General features: G+C 65.9%; 20 protein-coding genes. 10 read left to right on the forward strand and 10 right to left on the reverse strand.

The features are described 5' to 3' along the window. The first annotated feature begins 173 nt into the window (after positions 1 to 173). Positions 174 to 1772, forward strand: a complete 1599-nt coding sequence (locus CFB43_RS02300) for an APC family permease (RefSeq protein ID WP_089472067.1) — start codon at positions 174 to 176, stop codon at positions 1770 to 1772. A gap of 111 nt (positions 1773 to 1883) precedes the next feature. On the opposite strand, the gene CFB43_RS02305 is transcribed toward CFB43_RS02300, so the two are convergent. From CFB43_RS02305 to CFB43_RS02335, 7 genes are all read right to left on the reverse strand, one after another. Beyond that, on the reverse strand, positions 1884 to 2675 hold the full coding sequence (locus CFB43_RS02305; RefSeq protein WP_089494008.1) for a DODA-type extradiol aromatic ring-opening family dioxygenase: 792 nt from the start codon (positions 2673 to 2675) through the stop codon (positions 1884 to 1886). A gap of 212 nt (positions 2676 to 2887) precedes the next feature. Next, entirely contained in the window at positions 2888 to 3484 is a 597-nt protein-coding gene (locus tag CFB43_RS02310) for a UbiX family flavin prenyltransferase (RefSeq protein WP_089494009.1), read from the reverse strand. A gap of 16 nt (positions 3485 to 3500) precedes the next feature. Continuing rightward, positions 3501 to 3812 carry a Grx4 family monothiol glutaredoxin gene (gene grxD, locus CFB43_RS02315; protein ID WP_011350791.1) on the reverse strand — a complete coding sequence of 104 codons (312 nt, stop codon included), beginning with the start codon at positions 3810 to 3812 and terminating at the stop codon, positions 3501 to 3503. 67 nt (positions 3813 to 3879) lie between these two features. Continuing rightward, positions 3880 to 4722, reverse strand: a complete 843-nt coding sequence (gene prmC, locus CFB43_RS02320) for a peptide chain release factor N(5)-glutamine methyltransferase (protein WP_089494010.1) — start codon at positions 4720 to 4722, stop codon at positions 3880 to 3882. Between the two features lie 7 nt (positions 4723 to 4729). Continuing rightward, a complete protein-coding gene (prfA, locus tag CFB43_RS02325; RefSeq protein ID WP_089430537.1) occupies positions 4730 to 5812 on the reverse strand; it encodes a peptide chain release factor 1 in 1083 nt (360 codons plus the stop codon). An 81-nt stretch (positions 5813 to 5893) separates the two neighbouring features. Then, a complete protein-coding gene (gene hemA / locus CFB43_RS02330; RefSeq protein WP_089424380.1) occupies positions 5894 to 7192 on the reverse strand; it encodes a glutamyl-tRNA reductase in 1299 nt (432 codons plus the stop codon). A 26-nt stretch (positions 7193 to 7218) separates the two neighbouring features. Further along, on the reverse strand, positions 7219 to 7983 hold the full coding sequence (locus CFB43_RS02335) for a response regulator transcription factor (RefSeq protein ID WP_089494011.1): 765 nt from the start codon (positions 7981 to 7983) through the stop codon (positions 7219 to 7221). Positions 7984 to 8154: 171 nt separating this feature from the next. Here CFB43_RS02335 and CFB43_RS02340 point away from each other — a divergent pair, with 171 nt between their 5' ends. The 4 genes from CFB43_RS02340 to CFB43_RS02355 are packed head-to-tail and all read left to right on the forward strand — an operon-like array spanning position 8155 to position 11469. After that, positions 8155 to 8409 carry a hypothetical protein gene (locus tag CFB43_RS02340; protein WP_039352130.1) on the forward strand — a complete coding sequence of 85 codons (255 nt, stop codon included), beginning with the start codon at positions 8155 to 8157 and terminating at the stop codon, positions 8407 to 8409. Positions 8410 to 8427: 18 nt separating this feature from the next. Beyond that, positions 8428 to 10242: an aminopeptidase P family protein gene (locus CFB43_RS02345; RefSeq protein WP_089494012.1), complete on the forward strand. Its 1815-nt coding sequence runs from the start codon at positions 8428 to 8430 to the stop codon at positions 10240 to 10242. Positions 10243 to 10297: 55 nt separating this feature from the next. Beyond that, positions 10298 to 10849, forward strand: a complete 552-nt coding sequence (locus CFB43_RS02350) for a cysteine hydrolase family protein (protein WP_089494013.1) — start codon at positions 10298 to 10300, stop codon at positions 10847 to 10849. Further along, positions 10846 to 11469 carry an HAD family hydrolase gene (locus CFB43_RS02355; RefSeq protein WP_089494014.1) on the forward strand — a complete coding sequence of 208 codons (624 nt, stop codon included), beginning with the start codon at positions 10846 to 10848 and terminating at the stop codon, positions 11467 to 11469. The genes CFB43_RS02350 and CFB43_RS02355 overlap by 4 nt, the downstream gene beginning before the upstream one ends. 137 nt (positions 11470 to 11606) lie before the next feature. Here the strand turns inward: CFB43_RS02355 and ettA are convergent, their stop codons facing one another. From ettA to gcvA, 3 genes are all read right to left on the reverse strand, one after another. After that, on the reverse strand, positions 11607 to 13274 hold the full coding sequence (ettA, locus tag CFB43_RS02360; protein ID WP_089472072.1) for an energy-dependent translational throttle protein EttA: 1668 nt from the start codon (positions 13272 to 13274) through the stop codon (positions 11607 to 11609). Positions 13275 to 13478: 204 nt separating this feature from the next. Beyond that, positions 13479 to 13787: a DUF3761 domain-containing protein gene (locus tag CFB43_RS02365; protein ID WP_089494015.1), complete on the reverse strand. Its 309-nt coding sequence runs from the start codon at positions 13785 to 13787 to the stop codon at positions 13479 to 13481. A gap of 84 nt (positions 13788 to 13871) precedes the next feature. Next, positions 13872 to 14789, reverse strand: a complete 918-nt coding sequence (gcvA, locus tag CFB43_RS02370; protein WP_089494016.1) for a transcriptional regulator GcvA — start codon at positions 14787 to 14789, stop codon at positions 13872 to 13874. Between the two features lie 193 nt (positions 14790 to 14982). Here gcvA and CFB43_RS02375 point away from each other — a divergent pair, with 193 nt between their 5' ends. The 5 genes from CFB43_RS02375 to CFB43_RS02395 all read left to right on the forward strand — a co-directional run bounded on the left by CFB43_RS02375 (position 14983) and on the right by CFB43_RS02395 (position 20836). Then, a complete protein-coding gene (locus tag CFB43_RS02375) occupies positions 14983 to 16287 on the forward strand; it encodes an MFS transporter (RefSeq protein WP_089494017.1) in 1305 nt (434 codons plus the stop codon). Positions 16288 to 16368: 81 nt separating this feature from the next. Beyond that, positions 16369 to 16713, forward strand: coding sequence for an MmcQ/YjbR family DNA-binding protein (locus CFB43_RS02380; protein ID WP_089494018.1), 345 nt, complete (start codon positions 16369 to 16371; stop codon positions 16711 to 16713). 418 nt (positions 16714 to 17131) lie between these two features. Beyond that, entirely contained in the window at positions 17132 to 18523 is a 1392-nt protein-coding gene (gabP, locus tag CFB43_RS02385; protein ID WP_089494019.1) for a GABA permease, read from the forward strand. A gap of 240 nt (positions 18524 to 18763) precedes the next feature. Beyond that, complete coding sequence (locus CFB43_RS02390; RefSeq protein WP_226275387.1) at positions 18764 to 19735, forward strand: alpha/beta hydrolase family protein; 972 nt, start codon at positions 18764 to 18766, stop codon at positions 19733 to 19735. Positions 19736 to 19774: 39 nt separating this feature from the next. Next, a complete protein-coding gene (locus CFB43_RS02395) occupies positions 19775 to 20836 on the forward strand; it encodes a radical SAM protein (protein ID WP_089494020.1) in 1062 nt (353 codons plus the stop codon).

Here is a 20836-nt window from a genome sequence, read left to right on the forward strand (position 1 = left end):
GTAGGGGCCGAACGATTTTGGCGCCACGTTTGAGGTGCAACCGTTAAACTACGCGCCGCGTGGACGGGTTGCCCCGATCGGGTGACACGCCCCCCCAAAATTGCGTGCGCGGTGCTGTCCGAGCCGATCCCGGACGGCGAGCCGACCATGCTTTTTGAGACACAGGAGAGGATGTGAAGAGTTCTATTCAACGGAACATCGGCCCGTTTGCATTGATGCTGACGGGGCTGGGTTCGATTATCGGCTCGGGCTGGCTGTTCGGCGCCTGGAAGGCCGCGAAGATTGCCGGTCCGGCGGCGATCTGCGCATGGATCATCGGCGCTGTCGTGATTCTCGCCATTGCACTGACTTACGCGGAATTGGGCGCGATGTTCCCCGAGTCGGGCGGCATGGTGCGCTACGCGCGCTACTCGCACGGTTCGCTGGTCGGTTTCATCAGTGCGTGGGCGAACTGGATCGCGATCGTATCCGTGATCCCGATCGAGGCCGAAGCGTCGATCCAGTACATGAGCACGTGGCCGTATCCTTGGGCGCACGCACTGTTCGTGAACGGCGAATTACAGACGCTCGGCCTGCTGTTGTCGGCCGTACTGGTCGTCATCTACTTCATGCTGAACTACTGGGGCGTCAAGGCCTTTGCGCGGGCGAACACCGCGATCACGATCTTCAAGTTCCTGATCCCCGGCCTCACGATCCTGGGCCTGATGCTGACGAGCTTCCATGCGGAGAACCTCGGCACGGCATCGAATGCAAGCTTCGCGCCGTACGGCTGGTCGGCGGTGCTGACCGCGGTCGCGACGAGCGGCATCGTGTTCGCGTTCAACGGCTTCCAGAGCCCGGTGAACCTGGCCGGTGAAGCGCGCAACCCGTCGCGCAGCGTGCCGTTCGCGGTGATCACGTCGATCCTGCTCGCGCTCGTGATCTACGTGCTGCTGCAGATGGCGTATATCGGCTCGGTGAATCCGGCCGACGTCGCGAAGGGCTGGGCGCACTTCAACTTCTCGTCGCCGTTCGCGGAACTCGCGATCGCGCTGAACCTGAACTGGCTCGCGATCCTGCTGTATGTCGACGCGTTCATCAGCCCCAGCGGCACCGGTACGACCTACATGGCGACGACCACCCGCATGATCTACGCGATGGAGCGCAACAACACGATGCCGAAGATGTTCGGCAACGTGCACCCGATCTACGGCGTGCCGCGCCAGGCGATGTGGTTCAACCTGCTCGTGTCGTTCATCTTCCTGTTCTTCTTCCGCGGCTGGAGCTCGCTCGCGGCAGTGATCTCGGTGGCGACGGTGATTTCGTACCTGACCGGCCCGATCAGCCTGATGGCGCTGCGCCGTTCGGCGACCGACATCGAGCGTCCGCTGTCGATTCCGCTGATGAAGTTGATCGCACCGTTCGCATTCGTCTGCGCGTCGCTGATCCTGTACTGGGCGAAGTGGCCGCTGACGGGCGAAATCATCCTGCTGATGATCGTCGCGCTGCCGGTGTACTTCTACTTCCAGGCGAAGTCGGGCTGGACCGGCTGGGGTGACGACCTGAAGGCCGCCTGGTGGCTGGTCGCGTACCTGCCGACGATGGCCGTGCTGTCGCTGATCGGCAGCAAGGAGTTCGGCGGCCACGGCGTGCTGCCGTACGGCTGGGACATGGTGGTCGTCGCGGCGATCTCGCTGGTGTTCTACTTCTGGGGCGTAAATACCGGCTACCGGACCAAGTATCTCGACGAGCGCGAGTCGCACGACGAGATCCTCGAAGGGGTCGGTGCCTGACGCGTGACCTGCCGCCGGATCCGGCGGCGGCAGCAAGCAGCGTAAAAAACCCGCCCGAGCGATGCTCGGGCGGGTTTTTTGTTGGGCGGTCGGCGGCTGCCGCGCGGCCGCTCAGGCGGTTGTGCCGGCGAACACGTAGTTCGTCATCGCGAGCACGCGCTGGTACGTGCCGAGCGACTGGATGCCGAGCTGGTAGTCGTCGTCCGCCGCGCCGAGTGCCGTGAACACCGGCAGCAGATGCTCGTCGGTCGGATGCATCAGCGCCGCGTGCGGCGCCTGCCGGCGGTAGTCGAGCAGCGCATCGACGTCACGCGCGGCCAGCTTCGCCTCGAACCAGTCGGTGAACTCCGTGACGCGCGGGTCCGCATCCTCCGGTGCCGCACCGAAATCGGCGGCGCGCAGGTTGTGCGTGATCTGGCCGGAGCCGATCACCATCACGCCTTCGTCGCGCAGCGGTCGCAGCGCGCGGCCGAGCGCGAAGTGGTGGGCGGCATCCGCGCGCGGCTGGATCGACAGCTGCGCCACCGGCACGTCGGCTTCCGGGAACATCAGCAGCATCGGCACCCACGCGCCGTGGTCGAGGCCGTGCTCGGTCGTCGCGGTCTCGATGCCGGCCGCATTCAGCAGCCCGGCCGCGCGCTCGGCGACGTCGGGCGCGCCGGGCGCCGGGTAGCGGATGTCGTACAGCGCCTGCGGAAAGCCGTAGAAATCGTGGATCGTTTCCGGATGCGCGGCGATGCTGGCAACGGGCCGCTGCGTGCCCCAGTGCGCGGACAGCATCAGCACCGCGCGCGGGCGCGGCAATTCGGCGGCGAGGTGCGTGAACGCGCCGGACGGCAGCGTCGGGTCGATCGGCAGCGTCGGGGCGCCGTGGGACAGGTAGAGCGAAGGCAAGCGGTTCATGGTGGTGGCCTGCAAGGGGATTTGCCTGTGACTATAGGCGCGCACCGGATATTGATAAATCTGCGATCGGGAATTTGATTGACGCTTGTTTGTTGATAATCCGGGCGCAGCGCCGTGCGCTTCACGGCAGCTGGGCGCCGTATGCGCGAAATTGAACGAATTTCAGTGAAAATCGGCGCGGATGTGCGACGAACGGACCGTGGGGTGCTCGCTTACTGCGCGTGCCGGATACCGGCCCACGGCGTCGTCAGTGGTGCGCTGAGCGCGAACAGGTCGAGCACGCGCGTGACGGTCTGGTCGACGAGTTCCTCGATCGTCTTCGGCATCGCGTAGAACGCGGGCAGTGGCGGGAAGACGATGCCGCCCATTTCGGTGACGGCCGTCATGTTGCGCAGATGCGCGAGGTTGAACGGCGTTTCGCGCACCATCAGCACGAGGCGGCGGCGTTCCTTCAGCGTGACGTCGGCTGCGCGCGTGATCAGGTTGTCGGACAGCCCGTGCGCGACGCTCGCGAGCGTCTTCATCGAGCAGGGCGCGATCACCATGCCGTCGGTCGCGAACGACCCCGATGCGATCGTCGCGCCGACGTCGCGCACCGAATGCACGACGTCCGCACGGCTTTCGACATCGGCCTTCGACAGCTTCAGTTCGTGCTGGATGTTGAGCCAGCCGGCGTTCGAAATCAGCAGGTGCGTTTCGACGCCGCCGGCGGCGCGCAGCAGGTCGAGCAGCCGTACGCCGTAGATCGCGCCGGTGGCGCCGGTGATCGCGACGATCAGCCGGCATGGCGGCGCGCTGGGAGAGGCCATCGAAAGGCGGGGCGTATTATGCGGCGGCGAACAGTTGCTGCAGTTCGCCCGACTGGTACATCTCCATCATGATGTCCGAGCCGCCGATGAATTCGCCCTTCACATAGAGCTGCGGGATGGTCGGCCAGTTCGAGAATGCCTTGATGCCCTGGCGGATCTCGTCGTCTTCGAGGACGTTGACCGTCTTGAACTGGTCGACGCCGCAGGCTTTCAGCACCTGGATGGCGCGGCCCGAAAAGCCGCACATCGGGAATTGCGCGTTGCCCTTCATGAAGAGCACGACCTGGTTTTCGTCGACGATTTGCTTGATACGTTGTTGGGTGTCCATGACTGACCTTGCGTTTGCGGGGCGTTAGATCGAAATGATAGCGGATTTCAACCGGGCGGGCCGGGCATCAGCCCGGCAGGCGGCCGCCTGTCGTGCGTTCGATGGCGGCCAGATCGGCAAGCGATTCGACCGCGACGAAGCCGTGGGAGGCGAGCACCGCGCGCACGGCCTCGGCCTGGTCGTAGCCATGCTCGATCCAGAGCGTGCCGCCCGGTTTCAGATAAGAGCCGGCGCCCGCGACGATCGTGCGGATCGCGCTGAGGCCGTCGGCATCGTCGGTGAGTGCGCCGCGCGGCTCGAAACGCAGGTCGCCCTGCTCGAGGTGCGGATCGTGCTGCGCGATGTAAGGCGGGTTGCTGACGATCGTGTCGAATGCGAGTGCCGGATCGAGTGCCGTGTACCAGTCGCTCTGCAGCCAGTGCAGCGGGCCGCCGGGGCGGCGCGCGTCGAGCAGCTTGCCGGCGTTGCGTTGTGCGACCTCGAGGGCGGTCGGCGAACGGTCGAGCGCCCACACGCGCGCATCGGGACGCTCGGCGGCGATCGATACGGCGATCGCGCCGCTACCCGTGCCGAGATCGAGCACGGCCGGATGCGGCAGCCCGTCGATCGCATCGAGTGCGGCCTCGACGAGCAGTTCGGTTTCGGGGCGCGGAATCAGCACGTCGGGCGTTACGTCGAACGGCCGGCCGAAGAATTCGCGCATCCCGACGAGCTGCGCGACCGGCTCGCCGGCCAGGCGGCGCGCCTCGAGCGCGCGATAGCGTTCGACCGCGGCCATGTCGAGCGGCGCGTCGCCGCGCGTGATCAGTTGCGTGCGGGTCCAGCCGAGCGCGTGCGCGAGCAACACGCGCGCATCGACCGCGTCGAGCGGCGACGCGCGCAGCAGTTCGTCGGCGGTGGTGTCGGGCATTGCGGTCTCAGTCGGCATCGCCGAGCGACGCGAGCAGTTCGGCCTGGTGTTCGCTGACCAGCGCGCTGATCAGTTCGTCGAGGTCGCCGTCCATGAGTGCTTCGAGCCGGTACAGCGTCAGGTTGATCCGGTGGTCGGTCATCCGGCCCTGCGGGAAGTTGTACGTGCGGATCCGCTCCGAGCGGTCACCGGAGCCGATCAGGCTCTTGCGCGTCGCGGCTTCCTTCGCGTGCTGCTCGTGATACTGCTTGTCCTTGATGCGCGCGGCGAGCACCTTCAGCGCGCGATCCTTGTTCTTGTGCTGCGAGCGGTCGTCCTGGCACTCGACGACGATTCCGGTCGGAATGTGCGTGACGCGCACCGCCGAATCGGTCTTGTTGATGTGCTGGCCGCCCGCGCCGGACGCGCGGAACGTGTCGATCCGCAGATCGGCCGGATTGATCTCGACCTCGCCGATTTCGTCGGCTTCCGGCATCACCGCGACCGTGCACGCGGACGTGTGGATGCGCCCCTGCGTTTCGGTGGCCGGCACGCGCTGCACGCGATGGCCGCCCGATTCGAACTTCAGGCGCGAATACGCGCCCTGGCCCGCGATCCGCACGATCACTTCCTTGTAGCCGCCGAGATCCGACGCGCTCTCCGACATCATTTCGACCTGCCAGCGCTGGCGTTCCGCGAAGCGCAGGTACATGCGCAGCAGGTCGCCCGCGAACAGCGCCGATTCGTCGCCGCCCGTGCCCGCACGGATTTCGAGGAAGATGTTGCGGTCGTCGTTCGGATCCTTCGGCAGCAGCATCTTCTGCAGCTCGGTCTCGAGGCGGGTCATGCGCTCGCGTGCGCTGCGGATTTCGTCTTCCGCGAAGTCGCGCATCGACAGATCGCCGAGCAGTTCCTGTGCAGCCGTCTCGTCGCTGCGCGACTGGCGCCACAGCGCGTACTGTTCGACCACCGGGCCGAGTTCCGCATGTTCACGCGTGAGCTTGCGGTACTGGTCGAGGTCGGCCGTGACGTTTTCGCGGCTCAGCAGGTCGTTCAGTTCGGCCAGCCGTGTGGACAGCTGGTCGAGCTTGCGTTGCATGCTCGTCTTCATGGTGTGGAGCGGCGCTCCCGGGCAAGGGGTATTCGGAAAGGATAGGCCGGCGCGCGGCCGGCGGCAGGGCGATTGGCGGCGCTAGTGGCCGGACTGGTCGTTCGAGCGCGGGGCGTGCTGGTAGAAGCCGCGCATCAGGTCGATCAGCGAATCGCGATCGGCGCCGTTCACGCGGTTGAGCGCGCTCGTCGGGCCGTGGATCAGCTTGTTGGTCAGCGCTTGCGACAGCGCTTCGAGCACGGCGGCCGGATCGTCGCCGCGCGCGAGCAGCTTCTGCGCCTTGTCGACTTCGGCCCGGCGCAGTGCGTCGGCCTGCGTATGCATGTGACGGATCACCGGCACGACGCTGCGCGTGTCGAGCCATTGCATGAAATTCTGCACGCGCGTTTCGATGATCGTTTCGGCCTGCGCGACCGCGGCCTGGCGCGATGCATTGCCTTCGCGCACGATCGCGCCGAGATCGTCGACGGTGTAGAGGAACACGTCCTTCAGCTTGCCGACTTCAGGCTCGATGTCGCGCGGCACCGCGAGGTCGACCATGAAGATCGGCCGGTGGCGGCGCGCCTTCACCGCGCGCTCGACTGCGCCGAGGCCGATGATCGGCAGCGTCGACGCCGTGCACGACACGATGATGTCGAACTCGTGCATGCGGGTCGGCAGATCCGCGAGCGGCATCGCACGGCCGTTGAAGCGTTCGGCGAGCCGCTGGCCGCGTTCGGCCGTGCGGTTCGCGACGACGAGTTCGCGCGGGCCTTGCGCGGCGAAGTGCGTCGCGCACAGCTCGATCATTTCGCCGGCGCCGATGAACAGCACGCGCTGATCCGACACCTTTTCGAAGATCCGTTGCGCGAGGCGCACCGCGGCGGCGGCCATCGACACCGACTGCGTGCCGATTTCGGTCGTGCCGCGCACTTCCTTCGCTACCGCGAACGTGCGCTGGAACAGCTGGTTCAGATAGGTGCCGAGTGCGCCGGCTTCCGTCGCGGTGCGGACGGCGTCCTTCATCTGGCCCAGAATCTGCGTTTCGCCGAGCACCATCGAATCGAGGCCGGAGGCGACCCGAAATGCGTGCCGGACCGCTTCCGACTGCGGCAGCGCGTAGACATGCGGCGCGAGTTCGTCGACCGGGATCCGGTGATACTCCGACAGCCAGCGGATCGCGCCTTCGCGTGCCGCACGATCGTCGGTCGCGCAATACAGCTCGGTGCGGTTGCAGGTGGAGAGGATCGCCGCTTCGGGCGTATTGGGCGCCTGGGGGCCGAGAAACACGTTCTTGAACGTGACGAGAGCCGGCTTGATCTGCTCGAGCGGAAACGCCACGCGTTCGCGCAAGGCGACAGGCGCAGTGTGGTGATTGATTCCGATCGTGAGGAGTTGCATATCGAGGGCTATCGTTTAGCCCCATATTATAGCGTTTCAGCGATTTCCTCACTCGCTGCATACCGGGCATCGGCGTGGCGGGGCCGGGAATTTGGGGGCTCGATCGGCACGCGGTCGAGCTGATAGCCGTAGCCGTAGAGCGGCAGCAGCCGGTAGCCGCGCTCCGGAAGCAGCCGTAGTTTGCTGCGCAGCCGGGACGCATGGGTATCGAGCGTGCGCGACTTCATGTCGCGGCGGCGCGCCCACACCGTTTCGAGGATATGGGCGCGCGACACCGGCCGCGACAGGTTCGTGAACAGCAACTGCGCGAACCGGAACTCCTTCGGCGTGAGTGAAACGATTGCGTCGTCGAAGCGAACGAGGCAATGCGTGGCGTCGAAAACGTATTCGCCATACATTTCGCGCGAGCGGTTGGGCGGCCGGCGGACGCCGGCGCGCCGGCTCAGCGCGTTCACGCGCGCGAGCAGCTCGGGCCCGCTCACGGGGCGTACGAGGCAATCGTCGGCGCCCGCGTGCAGGCACGATACGATTTCGCTTTCGCGCGGCAGCAGCATCACGGCGATGGCCGGCAGCCCCGGCAGGACTGTCTGCGCACGCGGGATGACTTCCTCGGCCGGCTGGTCGCCGGCCCAGTGGCCGGTGATCAGCATGTCGCACGTGTTGTCGGTGGCGAGCCACTCGAACAACGCCGCGCTGGACGGAAACGCGTGGCACACATGACCGCCCGCAAAGAGCAGGCGGTTCAGGAGCGCGGCATGGCGCGCGTCCGGATCGATCAGAGCGATTCGCATGAGAATTTCTTCAATACGGCAGCCGGCGCGCGCTTGCCATAACGTCGAGTCGGCCCCTACACTCGAATGTTGGCGGCACCCGGCTGGTCTCGGGTTCGATGGATGAATCGATGCTAGCCGCTGGCAACGTTCACGCCTATGGGACGAATCTGAATTTATAGAAGGCGTCGAATGAACTGGTTTGGAATCCTTGTCCTGGGAGCGGCCGTCGGGCTGTTCGGCCGATGGCTGCATCCGATGCGGCGCACGGGCCGGCCGGCATGGTGGATCGCGGTGCTCGCCGGCATCGTCGGCGCGGGCGCGGCCCGCATGGCCGGCAATCTCTCGGGACTGTTTTACGATGGCGAGACGCTCGAATGGCCGGTCTGCACCGGTGTCGCGTTCCTCGTCGTAGCCGTGACGGTTACGCTGTCGGCCCGTCGCTGAATGTTCTCAGGTGAAATCATGAATGCCCGTCTTCCCGAAGTCTCGCCGGTGCCGGCCCGCCTCGCGCTGCTGCGTGGCGCCATGGCCCGCGAGGACCTGGCCGCCTATCTCGTGCCGTCCGCCGATCCCCATCTGTCCGAGTATCTGCCGGAGCGCTGGCAGGCCCGCCGCTGGCTGTCCGGCTTCACGGGCTCGGTCGGCACGCTGGTCGTGACCGCGGATTTCGCGGGGCTATGGGTCGACAGCCGCTACTGGGTGCAGGCCGAGGCCGAACTGGCCGGCACGGGCGTGCAATTGATGAAGATGACGGGCGGGCAGCAGAGCGCGCCACACGTCGACTGGCTCGCGCAGAACGTGGCGGCCGGTGCGACGGTCGGCGTCGACGGCGCCGTGCTGGGCGTCGCGGCCGCACGCGGGCTGACGGGTGCGTTGAATGCGCGCGGCATCGCGCTGCGCACCGATCTCGACCTGCTCGACGCGATCTGGCCCGAGCGGCCGGGGCTGCCCGGCGACGCGGTGTTCGAGCACACGGCGCCGCAGGCCGACACGACGCGCGCGAGCAAGCTGGCCGAAGTGCGCCGCGCGATGTGCGCGCAGGGTGCGCAATGGCATTTCGTCTCGACGCTCGACGATCTCGCATGGCTGTTCAACCTGCGCGGCGCCGACGTCAACTTCAATCCCGTATTCGTTGCGCACGCAATGATCGGCGCCGATCGCGCGACGTTGTTCGTCGCCGACGGCAAGGTGTCGCCGGCGCTGACCGCGTCGCTCGCGAAGGATGGTGTCGACGTTCGTGCCTACGACGCCGCGCGCGCCGCGCTCGCGTCGCTGCCGGACGGCGCGACGCTGCTGATCGACCCCCGCCGCGTGACGTTCGGCACGCTCGAGGCCGTGCCGGCCGGCGTGAAGCTCGTCGAGGCCGTGAATCCGTCGACGTTCGCGAAGTCGCGCAAGACGTCCGCCGAGATCGAGCACGTGCGCGTGACGATGGAACACGACGGCGCCGCGCTCGCGGAGTTCTTCGCGTGGTTCGAGCAGGCGGTGAACCGCGAGACGATCACCGAGCTGACGATCGAGGAAAAGCTCACGGCCGCCCGCGCCCGGCGCCCCGGCTATGTGTCGGCAAGCTTCGCGACGATTGCGGGCTTCAACGCGAATGGCGCAATGCCGCACTACCACGCGACGCCGGCGTCGCACGCGACGATCGCCGGCGACGGCCTGCTGCTGATCGATTCGGGCGGCCAGTACGTGACGGGCACGACCGACATCACGCGTGTCGTGCCGGTCGGCACCGTCAGCGACCTGCAGCGGCGCGATTTCACGATCGTGCTGAAGTCGATGATGGCGCTGTCGCGCGCCCGCTTCCCGCGCGGCATCCGCTCGCCGATGCTCGACGCGATCGCGCGCGCACCGATGTGGGCGGCCGGGCTCGACTACGGCCACGGCACGGGGCATGGCGTCGGCTACTTCTTGAACGTGCACGAAGGCCCGCAGGTGATCTCGCACTACGCGCCGGCCGAGCCGCACACGGCGATGGAAGAGGGCATGATCACGTCGATCGAGCCGGGCGTCTACCGTCCCGGCCAGTGGGGCATCCGGATCGAGAACCTGGTCGTGAACCGCGCGGCCGGGCAAACGGAATTCGGCGATTTCCTCGCATTCGAGACGCTGACGCTGTGCCCGATCGACACGCGCTGCGTGCTGATCGAGATGCTGCACGACGATGAGCGCGCATGGCTGAACACGTATCACGCGACGGTGCGCGAGCGTGTCGGCCGGCACCTGAGCGGCGATGCGAAGGCGTGGCTCGACGCGCGCACGCAGCCGATCTGACACAACATGCGATAACGGCCGGACAACGGCCGAACGACACAACCGAGGGCAGGCAATGGCGGACACCGCAGTGATCGTGGTCGACATGCAGCGCGGGCTGGTGGAGCGGGCGCGGCCCGCTTACCGGCTCGACGACGTGGTATCGGGCATCAACCGGCTGACGGCGGCGGCGCGCGCGGCGAACGCGCCCGTGTGCTTCGTGCAGCACGACGGCGATGCGGACGACGACATCGTGCCCGGCACGCCGGGCTGGGAGCTGCATGCGGGGCTGGTCGTCGGGAACGACGACTGGCGCGTGCGCAAGCAGGTGAGCGATTCGTTTCACGACACGCCGCTCGCGGCGCAGCTCGACCGCCACGGCGTCCGTTCGGTGCTGATCTGCGGTTATGCAACCGAGTTCTGCGTCGATTCGGCCGCACGCCGCGCGGCGCTGCTTGGCTACCGGACGACGGTCGTGTCCGATCTGCACACGACGAACGAGCGCACGCACCTGTCGGCTGCGCAGATCGTCGCGCACCATCACTTCGTATGGCAAAACAATTCGCTGTCGGGCAACCCGGTGACGCCGCGCTCGCTCGCGGACGTCCTTTCGACGGAGTTCGCATGACGATCAAGGCCGTGGTGTTCGATTTCGGCGGCGTGCTGATCGACTGGAGCCCGGAGTACCTTTACCGGGAGCTGATTCCCGACGACGCGGAGCGTCGCTGGTTCCTCACGCACGTGTGCGCGATGGACTGGGTGATCCGTCAGGACGGCGGGCAGACGATCGAGGAAGGCACGGCGGAGCTCGTTGCGAAGTTTCCGGAGCACGAGGCGCTGATCCGCGCGTTCTACGCGCGCTGGCACGAGATGATCGGCGGTGTGCTCGAAGAGGGCGCCGCGCTCGTCGATCGACTTGAAGCGCAAGGGATGCCGCTTTTCGGCCTGACGAACTGGTCCGCGCAGACGTTTCCGTATGCGTGGGACAACTTCCCGGTGCTGCGGCGTTTCAAGGAGATCGTCGTGTCGGGTCGTGTGAAGCTCGTGAAGCCCGATCCGGCGATCTACCGCGAGATGCATGCGCGGATCGAACCGCACCTGCCGGGCATCGCGCCGCACGAACTCGTATTCATCGACGACAACGCGAAGAACGCCGCGGCCGCGACGGCGCTCGGCTGGCACGGCATTCATCACACGAGTGCGGCGACGACCGAGGCGCGGCTGCGCGAACTGGGCGCGCTCGCGTAAGCGGCGGGCGAGCAGCCTGCCATCGGATAGAAAAAGCGGGCCAGCGGCCCGCTTTTTTGTTGTGACGCTTCCTGAAGCGGCTACCCTCGGCGACCGGCCCCGCGTTGCTGCGGCGCCGGGCACCCGGGTCGTGCCGGTCAGCGGCTGATCGGCTTGTAGCGCAGACGTTTCGGCTTCGCGGCTTCCTCGCCGAGGCGTGCACGCTTGTCGGCTTCGTATTCCTGGTAGTTGCCGTCGAAGAACGTGACCTGCGAATCGCCTTCGAACGCGAGGATGTGCGTCGCGATCCGGTCGAGGAACCAGCGATCGTGCGAGATCACCATCACCGAGCCCGCGAATTCGAGCAGCGCGTCTTCCAGCGCGCGCAGCGTTTCGACGTCGAGGTCGTTCGACGGTTCGTCCAGCAGCAGCACGTTGCCGCCCGAGATCAGCGTCTTCGCGAGGTGCAGGCGGCCGCGTTCACCGCCGGACAGGTTGCCGACGATCTTCTGCTGGTCGCCGCCCTTGAAGTTGAAGCGGCCGATGTACGCACGCGACGGCGTTTCGTACTTGCCCACCGTCAGCACGTCGGCGCCGCCCGAGATTTCCTCGAATACCGTCTTCGTGCCGTCGAGCGCGTCGCGGCTCTGATCGACATACGCGAGCTTCACCGTCGGCCCCATTACGACTTCGCCCGAATCCGGCTGTTCCTTGCCGGTCAGCATCTTGAACAGCGTCGACTTGCCGGCGCCGTTCGGGCCGATGATGCCGACGATCGCGCCGGCCGGGATCTTGAAGCTCAGATTGTCGATCAGCAGGCGGTCGCCGAACGACTTGCTGACGTTCTTGAACTCGATCACTTCATTGCCGAGGCGTTCGCCGGCCGGAATGAAGATTTCCTGCGTTTCGTTGCGCTTCTGGTATTCCTGGCTGCTCAGCTCCTCGAAGCGCGCGATACGGGCCTTCGACTTCGCCTGGCGGCCCTTCGGGTTCTGGCGCACCCACTCCAGTTCCTTCTTGATCGCCTTCTGGCGCGCCGATTCCGACGCTTCTTCCTGCTTCAGGCGCTCTTCCTTCTGGTCGAGCCAGCTGCTGTAGTTGCCCTTCCACGGAATGCCGTGGCCGCGGTCGAGTTCGAGAATCCACTCGGCCGCGTTGTCGAGGAAGTAGCGATCGTGGGTGACCGCGACGACGGTGCCCGGGAAGCGCACCAGGAACTGCTCGAGCCAGTCGACCGATTCCGCGTCGAGGTGGTTGGTCGGTTCGTCGAGCAGCAGCATGTCGGGTTTTTCGAGCAGCAGCTTGCACAGCGCGACGCGGCGCTTTTCACCGCCCGACAGGTGTTCGATCCTGGCGTCCCACGACGGCAGGCGCAGTGCGTCGGCGGCCACTTCGAGCTGCTGCTCGGGGCTGCCGCCGTCGCTCGACGCGAGGATCGCCTCGTACTTCGCCTGCTCGGCTGCGAGCGCGTCGAAGTCGGCGTCCGGCTCCGCGTACGCCGCGTAGATTTCCTCGAGCTTCTTGTTGGCCTGGAACAGGTCGCCAAGGCCTTCCTCGACGGCTTCGCGCACCGTCTTCGTCGGGTCGAGCTGCGGTTCCTGCGGCAGGTAGCCGATGTTCAGGTTCGGCATCGGCGTGGCTTCGCCTTCGATGTCCTTGTCGACGCCCGCCATGATGCGGATCAGCGTCGACTTGCCCGAGCCGTTCAGGCCGAGCACGCCGATCTTCGCGCCGGGAAAGAACGACAGCGAGATGTCCTTCAGGATCTGGCGCTTGGGCGGCACGATCTTGCCGACCCGGTTCATCGTGAAAACGTATTGGGCCATTTCGGTGTGAAAGTCAGAAGTGGTTGAGACTGCCGCGCAGCGCGCGGGCGTGGCGGCGTCGGGTGATTCGGTACGGAGCGTGCCGCGCAGGGCGCGGCGGCGTCGCCGCGTGTGGGCGGTGCGAGCGGCTATTGTACTTCGCCGCCGAGCGTCGCTGACAGCGGCGGGGGGCTGCAGCGGTCCGGATTGGCCATTCGGCCGAGGCTACAGCCACGCGGCGACGCCGCCGTGCCCCGAGCACGTGCCGCGCCGGTGGCGGCTGAAGCTGTACGTGCCGTCGCGGCAGCGCGCGCTCGCGCCGTCGGGCACGCGGCCCGATTTCGAATGCGCGGGGGCGTGCACGGTTTCGCCGTCGCGGTTGCGATACGTGTCGTGTCGGTCGAGATCGGCTTCGTTGCCGTAGCCGGTCGGTGCGCGGTACGCGTGGGCCGGAACGGGCAGCACGGTGCACGCGACGAAAAATGCGGCGGACAGCGTCGCAATGCGTGTCGCGCGGCGGAGCAGGGCGGGCATGGTCTCTCTCGGTCTGTTGTTATCGGTGCCGGGCCGCATGTTAGCCGATCGGCGGAGAAGCCGCGCCGTGAGGGGCGCGTGACGCTACGCCGCGCCGGACATCGATGCCGCGCCGTCGGCCAGTGCGGCGTCGAGGATCCATCGGCGAAAGGCGGCAACTTTTGACCGTTCCGCGTGATGCGGCGGATAGACGAGGTAGTACGCGAAATCGTCGAGCCACGCGACGTCGGCGAGCTGCACGAGTCGGCCGCTCGCCAGCTCGCCGCGCACCATCGCGGCCGGCAGCAGCCCGGCGCCCTGGCCGGCGACGATCGCCTGCAGCAACAGGCCCGAGTCGTCGAACGCGGGGCCGCGCGGCGGGCCGAAGTCGTCGATCCGCTGTGCGCCGAACCAGATGTGCCAGCCCTTGCGCTCGGCGTCGTGCAACTGCGGCCAGCCGACGAGCTCGGCCGGCGTCGCCGGCATGCCGAGCCGCGCGACGAGTTCGGGCGACGCGAGCGCGACGATCTCCACCGTCAGCAGGCGCTCGCTGCACAGCCCGATGTAGCGCCCGAGGCCATGACGGATCGCGACGTCTACACCGTCGCGCGAGAAATCAGCCGGTGCATGGCTCGTGACGACCTGCAGGTCGACGTCCGGGCAAGCCTCCCGAAACTGCGCGAGGCGCGGGACGAGCCACGCGGATGCGAAAAACGGCGTGACGCTCACCGTCAGCACGCCGCTGTCGGCCGCACCCGACACGCGCTGCGACGCATCGGCGATCTGCCGGAACGCGTTGCGCACCGGCGGCAGGTAGTCGCGGCCGGCGGCCGTGAGCAGGATGCCGCGGTTGACGCGCTCGAACAGCTGTACACCGAGATGCGTCTCGAGCGTGCGGATCATCTGGCTTACCGCGCCGGGCGTGACCGACAGCTCCTCGGCAGCCGCCTTCACCGACAGGTGGCGGGCGGCCGCTTCGAATGCGCGCAGCGGGTTGAGAGGCGGCAAGCGGGAACGATTCATTCAGTTTTTCTAAATCGAAAGTCCGACGAAATATCGTTTGAGACGATGCGTATGCACGAGTACCGTTGACGCATCGGATCGTATGCTTCGCGACTGCCTGTCGGCAGCCGGTGCGATCAACATAGTTCAACTATATCCATGAGGCAATCCGGACGCCGCCCGGCAGCCGGCGGAACCTGAGAGGAGCATCGTCATGAACCGCCAGGGCGCATCGCGCGTTTTCTACGGCTGGTACGTGGTGGCGGCCGCGTTTGCCGTCACGTTCGTCGGTTTCGGCAGCGCATACACGTTCAGCGCCTTCGTCGAGTCGCTGCAGCAGGATTTCGCCGCGTCGCGCGGACAGATCTCGCTCGTGTTCTCGCTCGCCGGCTTCCTGTATTTCGGCTTCGGCATCGTCAGCGGGCCGCTGGCCGACCGCTTCGGCTCGCGGCGGCTCGCTGTCGCCGGGATGCTGCTGACGGGCATCGGGCTCGCGGCTGCCGGCGCCGCGCATACGCTGGTGCAGGTCTATGTCGCGTACGGGCTCGGTGTCGGTCTCGGCGTCGGCTGCGCGTACGTGCCGGCTGTCGGCGCCGTGCAGCGCTGGTTCGTGCGCCGGCGCGGCTTCGCGTCGGGGCTCGCGGTCGCCGGGATCGGCGTCGGCACGCTGGTGATGCCGCCGCTCGCGTCCGCGCTGATCGCGCACGTCGGCTGGCGCGGTGCGTATTTCGCGCTGGCCGTGATCGCGGTCGTGATCGGCGCGGGGATGGCGTTGCTGATCGAGAACGATCCGCGCGGGCGGGGGCTGCTGCCGGACGGGGAGGCGGCGCATGAGTCCGTCGAGGGCGGCGGCGCGAAAGCCACCGCGCGCGATGCGGGGGCTTCGGTGTCCGGTACAGCCGCGAGTCGCAAGCCGGCTGCCGGCGCGACGGTGCGCGAAGCCGTTACGTCGCGTTCGTTCGCGAGTCTCTACGCGGCATGCCTCATCTGCTCGTTTGGCGTGTTCGTCCCGTTCGTTCATCTCGTGCCGTACGCGCTCGATCATGGCGTCTCGTCATCGACGGCCGTGCTGCTGCTCGGCGCGATCGGCGTCGGCAGCACGGCCGGCCGCTTCTTCCTCGGCGGCCTCGCCGACCGCTTCGGCCGCCGCACGTCGCTGCTCGCGATGTTCGCGGGCATGGCCGTCGCGCTCGTTGCGTGGGCCGGCGCCGGCACCGTCCCCACGCTTGCCGCGTTCGCACTCGGGTTCGGCGTGTTCTACGGGGGCTGGGTCGCGGTGCTGCCGGCGGTGGTGATGGACTATTTCGGCGGCCGCAACGTGAGCGGGATCATCGGCGTGCTCTATACGAGCGTCGCATTCGGCACGCTGATCGGGCCGACCGCGGCCGGCTTCATCTATGACGCGGGCGGCGGCTATCTCGTTCCGATCCTGGCCAGTGCCGCCGCGAATGCGATCGCGTTCGCGATCGTCGCGACGACGGGGCGTGCGTCGACGGCCGCGCGTGCAGCGCGCGGATAAGCGCACTGCCCACGGCACGGCTTCGCGAATTCCGGTAGGGTGGCCGGATCGTGAACCGAAGGCATCCAGCCGGGAGGCTCCATGACATTCGACGAAGTCCGGCAGATCGCGCTGGCGTGGCGCGGCGTCGAGGAAGGCACGTCATACGGCACGCCCTCACTCAAGGTGAAGGGCAAGATGCTCGCGCGGCTGCGCGAGGACGGCGACACGCTCGTCGTGAAAGGCGTCGGCCCCGACGAGCGCGCGTGGCTGATCGAATCGGAACCCGACGTGTATTACGTGACGGATCACTACGTCGGCTGGCCGATCGTGCTGGTGCGGCTGTCGGCGGCCCATCCGGACGCCGTGAAAAGCCTGCTTCTGCGAGAATGGCAGGCCGTCGTCCCCGCCAAATGGCGTGACGAGATGGCGAACGGCACGCGCTGACGCGCCGCCGGTTGCGACTGACTGACCCGATGTCGCCGGGCGCTTTCGGCGCGCTCGCGAGTCGCCACGGACGGTACAAGCGTTGCATCGATCGATGTCGATGCAACAAGTGGTTCCATCGAAATTCTTCAATTGGTTCTTAGTGAAGAACCGTTTGATGCTTACACTCCTTCGCTTCGAAGGCAGCTGACGAAAGCCGACGGAAAGGGCGCACGCGATGCGCCGGCGCCCTGCGTGCCGCATCGCACCCGCAGCTTCGCAGACTGCGTCGCGACCCGTTCCGGAACGGCCCCCGATCCGGCTGCGCGCCTGCATCCCGTGCAGGCGCCGCATCCGGCCCGGCTCAAGAACCACAATCCCCCGTGCTGCCTTCACGCGATACCCGGCCATACCGGAACCGTTTTTTGGAGAGAGACAGATGAGTGGAAGCAACACAGGCCTGGGCACGGGCCTGAAGCAGCGGCACGTGACGATGATGTCGATTGCCGGCGTGATCGGCGCGGGCCTGTTCGTCGGCTCCGGCCACGCGATCGCGGAAGCCGGCCCGGCGTCGATCCTCGCGTATGCGATCGCAGGGGTGCTGGTCGTGCTCGTGATGCGCATGCTCGGCGAGATGGCAGTCGCCCATCCGGACAGCGGTTCGTTCTCCACCTATGCCGATCGCGCGATCGGCCACTGGGCCGGTTTCTCGATCGGCTGGCTGTACTGGTGGTTCTGGGTGCTGGTGATCCCGATCGAGGCGACCGCCGCCGCGACCATTCTCAACGCATGGTTCCCTGGCGTCGCGACCTGGGTCTTCGCGCTTGGCATCACGCTGGTGCTGACGGTGACCAACCTCTTCTCGGTCAAGAACTACGGCGAATTCGAATTCTGGTTCGCGCTAATCAAGGTTGTCGCGATCGTCGTGTTCCTGTGCATCGGCGGTGCGGCGATCGTCGGCATCATCCCGGCGCCGGCTGTGTCGGGCGTGTCGAACCTGTTCGTGCATGACGGCTTCATGCCGCACGGCGCCGGCGCGGTGCTCGCGGCGATGCTGACGACGATGTTCTCGTTCCTCGGCACCGAGATCGTGACGATCGCGGCCGCCGAATCGGACAACCCGCAACGCCAGATCGTGCGCGCGACCAACTCGGTGATCTGGCGTATCACGCTGTTCTATCTCGGCTCGATTCTCGTCGTTGCGGCCATCGTGCCGTGGAACGACCCGCTGCTGCCGAAGCACGGCTCGTATCAGCGCGCGATGGAGCTGATCGGCGTCCCGAACGCGAAGGCGATCATCGACGTGATCGTGCTGGTGTCGGTCGCGAGCTGCCTGAATTCGGCGCTGTACACCGCGTCGCGGATGCTGTTCTCGCTGTCCAAGCGCAAGGATGCGCCCGCGTTCCTGCACCGCACCGATTCGACCGGCACGCCGCGCGCGGCCGTGCTCGCGTCGACCGCGTTCGGTTTCCTGACCGTGATCGCGAACTATCTGATGCCGGAGCAGGTGTTCGGCTTCCTGCTGGCAACGTCGGGCGCGATCGCGCTGCTCGTGTATCTCGTGATCGCGATCTCGCAGCTGCGGATGCGCAAGACGCTCGAATCGACCGGTGCGGACCTGACGCTGCGGATGTGGTTGTTCCCGTGGCTCACGTGGTTGGTGATCCTGTTCATCTGCGGCACACTGACCGTGATGCTCGTGAGCGAGGATCACCGGATGGAAGTGGGGGCGACGGCCGTGCTGGCGCTGATCGTGTTGCTGGCGTCGTGGCTGAACAAGCGTGGTCGCGATGCGCAGGCGAGCGAAGGGCGGCGCGTGTCGGCGACTTGAGTGGGTGAAGTGATGGCGGGCGGAAAGCCCGCGTCATGAAAAATGGCCCGACCGGCGTTTGCCGGTCGGGCCATTTGCTTTTGTCGCATCCAATGCGGCCGAAAATGCCGACGCGCGACGCGTTGCGAGAGGCAAGAAGCAACTAGCTCGCAATAATCGAACTCGTCTGATTTCGTCAACAAAGACATGCTCGTACATTGATTGCTTCGATTACCGAGGTGAATCGATGGATGAATCAATTTGGCATCCTTTGTTGATGATCGGCATTATCAGGAAGCACCTGATATCCAATTGCGCGATCGATACGCCTTGTCGTTTGTCGACTGTATCGAGGTCGCAACAATGACTGAGCGTTCGACTGCTCGCGTCGGCATAACTTTCTCCGCCCGCGACGGATTCCAGCTCAAGGGAACCTATTTCCCGGCGGCCGAGGGTGATCGTTCCCCGGTGCTCATCTGCCCTGCGACGGGAATCCGACAATCCTTTTATTTCCCGTTTGCAGATTGGCTAAGCAAAGGCGGTCATGCAACGGTCGTATTCGATTATCGGGGGATCGGCGCGTCGCTCGGTACGGATCACGTCCGCCAGTCCCGGGCGCGAAAACAGGACTGGGGGCAACTCGACATGCCCGCAGCGCTCGACTGGCTCCTTGGCAAAACCCGGGCGCGCGACGCGCACTTGATTGGGCATAGCGCGGGCGCACAGCTGGTCGGTCTGATGCCGAATCACGCGTCGATTCGCTCGCTATGCGCCATCTCGGCGTCTTCCGGGTATGTCGGCAATATTCGCTGGCCAAAGCGTTTCGCGGCCTTGCTGCTTGCCCATCTGTATGTGCCGATTTCCGCTCGACTGCTCGGTTACGTTCCGGCCAGGGTATTCGGCTGGGGAGATGATCTGCCGCCGTGCGTCGGACGTCAGTGGGCCCGATGGTGCCGTCGGCCCGGATATGTGGCGAACGAATTCGGAGCAGAGGTGGTGCGCCACTACTACGACGAATTTATCGCTCCCGTCACCGTTGTGGCCGCAACCGACGACCCGCTTGCCACGCCGGCCAATATTGCAGATTGGCTGCGCCTGCTGCCGAGCGCCAAGTCCGACGTCCACTTCATCCATCCAGAAAATCCCGACGGCCGAGCAATTGGCCACGTCGGCATGTTCCGCCGCGAGCATTCGTCGCTGTGGCCGGAACTCACCAGAGGGTTGCTGCGCTGACGGCGCGTGTCGTTCGCATCCTCACATCAGGAGACCATGATGGATGATTCAACAGAAATGAAATCGCGCTTCAGGGCCGTCAGAAATGAGGCGAAGGAGACGCGCGCGTCGCTTTACCATCTCACGAATCAATGCAACCTCCGTTGCAAGGGCTGCTGGTTTTTCGAGAACGAATTCGATACAGCATCGCAAGAGTTGAGCGATGCGCGTCGCCTTGAGCAGCGTGTGACGGAGGAGGCTGCGCGCGGGGTCAACGCGCCGCTATTGATTGGCGGCGAGCCTGCATTGCACCTCGATCGGATACGGATGTTCAGGAAATACATGCCGAAAGTGTCAGTGTCGACGAATGGACTTCGAAAAATCCCGTATGAAGGATTCGAGGACATCACCATCGCGATCTCCGTATTTGGCGGCGGGCCACTCGACGATGAATTGCGTGCGATTGGTCCGAACGGAAAACGCTTCACCGGCTTATTCGACAAGACGCTGGCAAACTATCGCGACGACGAACGTGCGGGTTTTGTCTATGCAGTGACGATTGACGGTATTGCGTACATCGAGGAAACGGTGCGCAAAATTCGAGATAACGGGAATCGGTTGCTGTTCAATTACTACAGTCCCTACGACGTTGACGGCCCGCTACGTCGACGAGGCGAGGAGCGGTTGCTGGACGTCCTGCTCGACTTGAAAGCGAAATACCCTGAAACCATTGCAAGCCATCCCTATTATCTGACGGCCCTGATGCGGGGTGAGACCGCCTGGGGAGCATTCAATGGTGCTAGTTGTCCGAGCGTCAGCGAAGATCATCCGCAAAACGTGGATCGGTTCGCGTCGGGGTGGCCCGCGCTACCCAGGTTCAATGCGTATCGTGCCGATTTTGTCTCGCTTGCGCGCTGTTGTACGTCAGGAGAATGCGCGAAGTGTCGCGACAGCCAGGCCGTGATGTCCTGGTTGCTGGTTAACGCGAGGCACGTACTGCAGGAAGACGACGGACTTCGGACATGGACGGAGGTTGCTGAAAGCTATTTCAGTCAGTTTGTCTGGTCGAAATACCATCCGCGCAACCGTATGGAGCGCGCGTCGATTTGCGCAATGCAATGA

Source organism: Burkholderia sp. AU15512, from assembly GCF_002223325.1.
Lineage (GTDB): Bacteria > Pseudomonadota > Gammaproteobacteria > Burkholderiales > Burkholderiaceae > Burkholderia.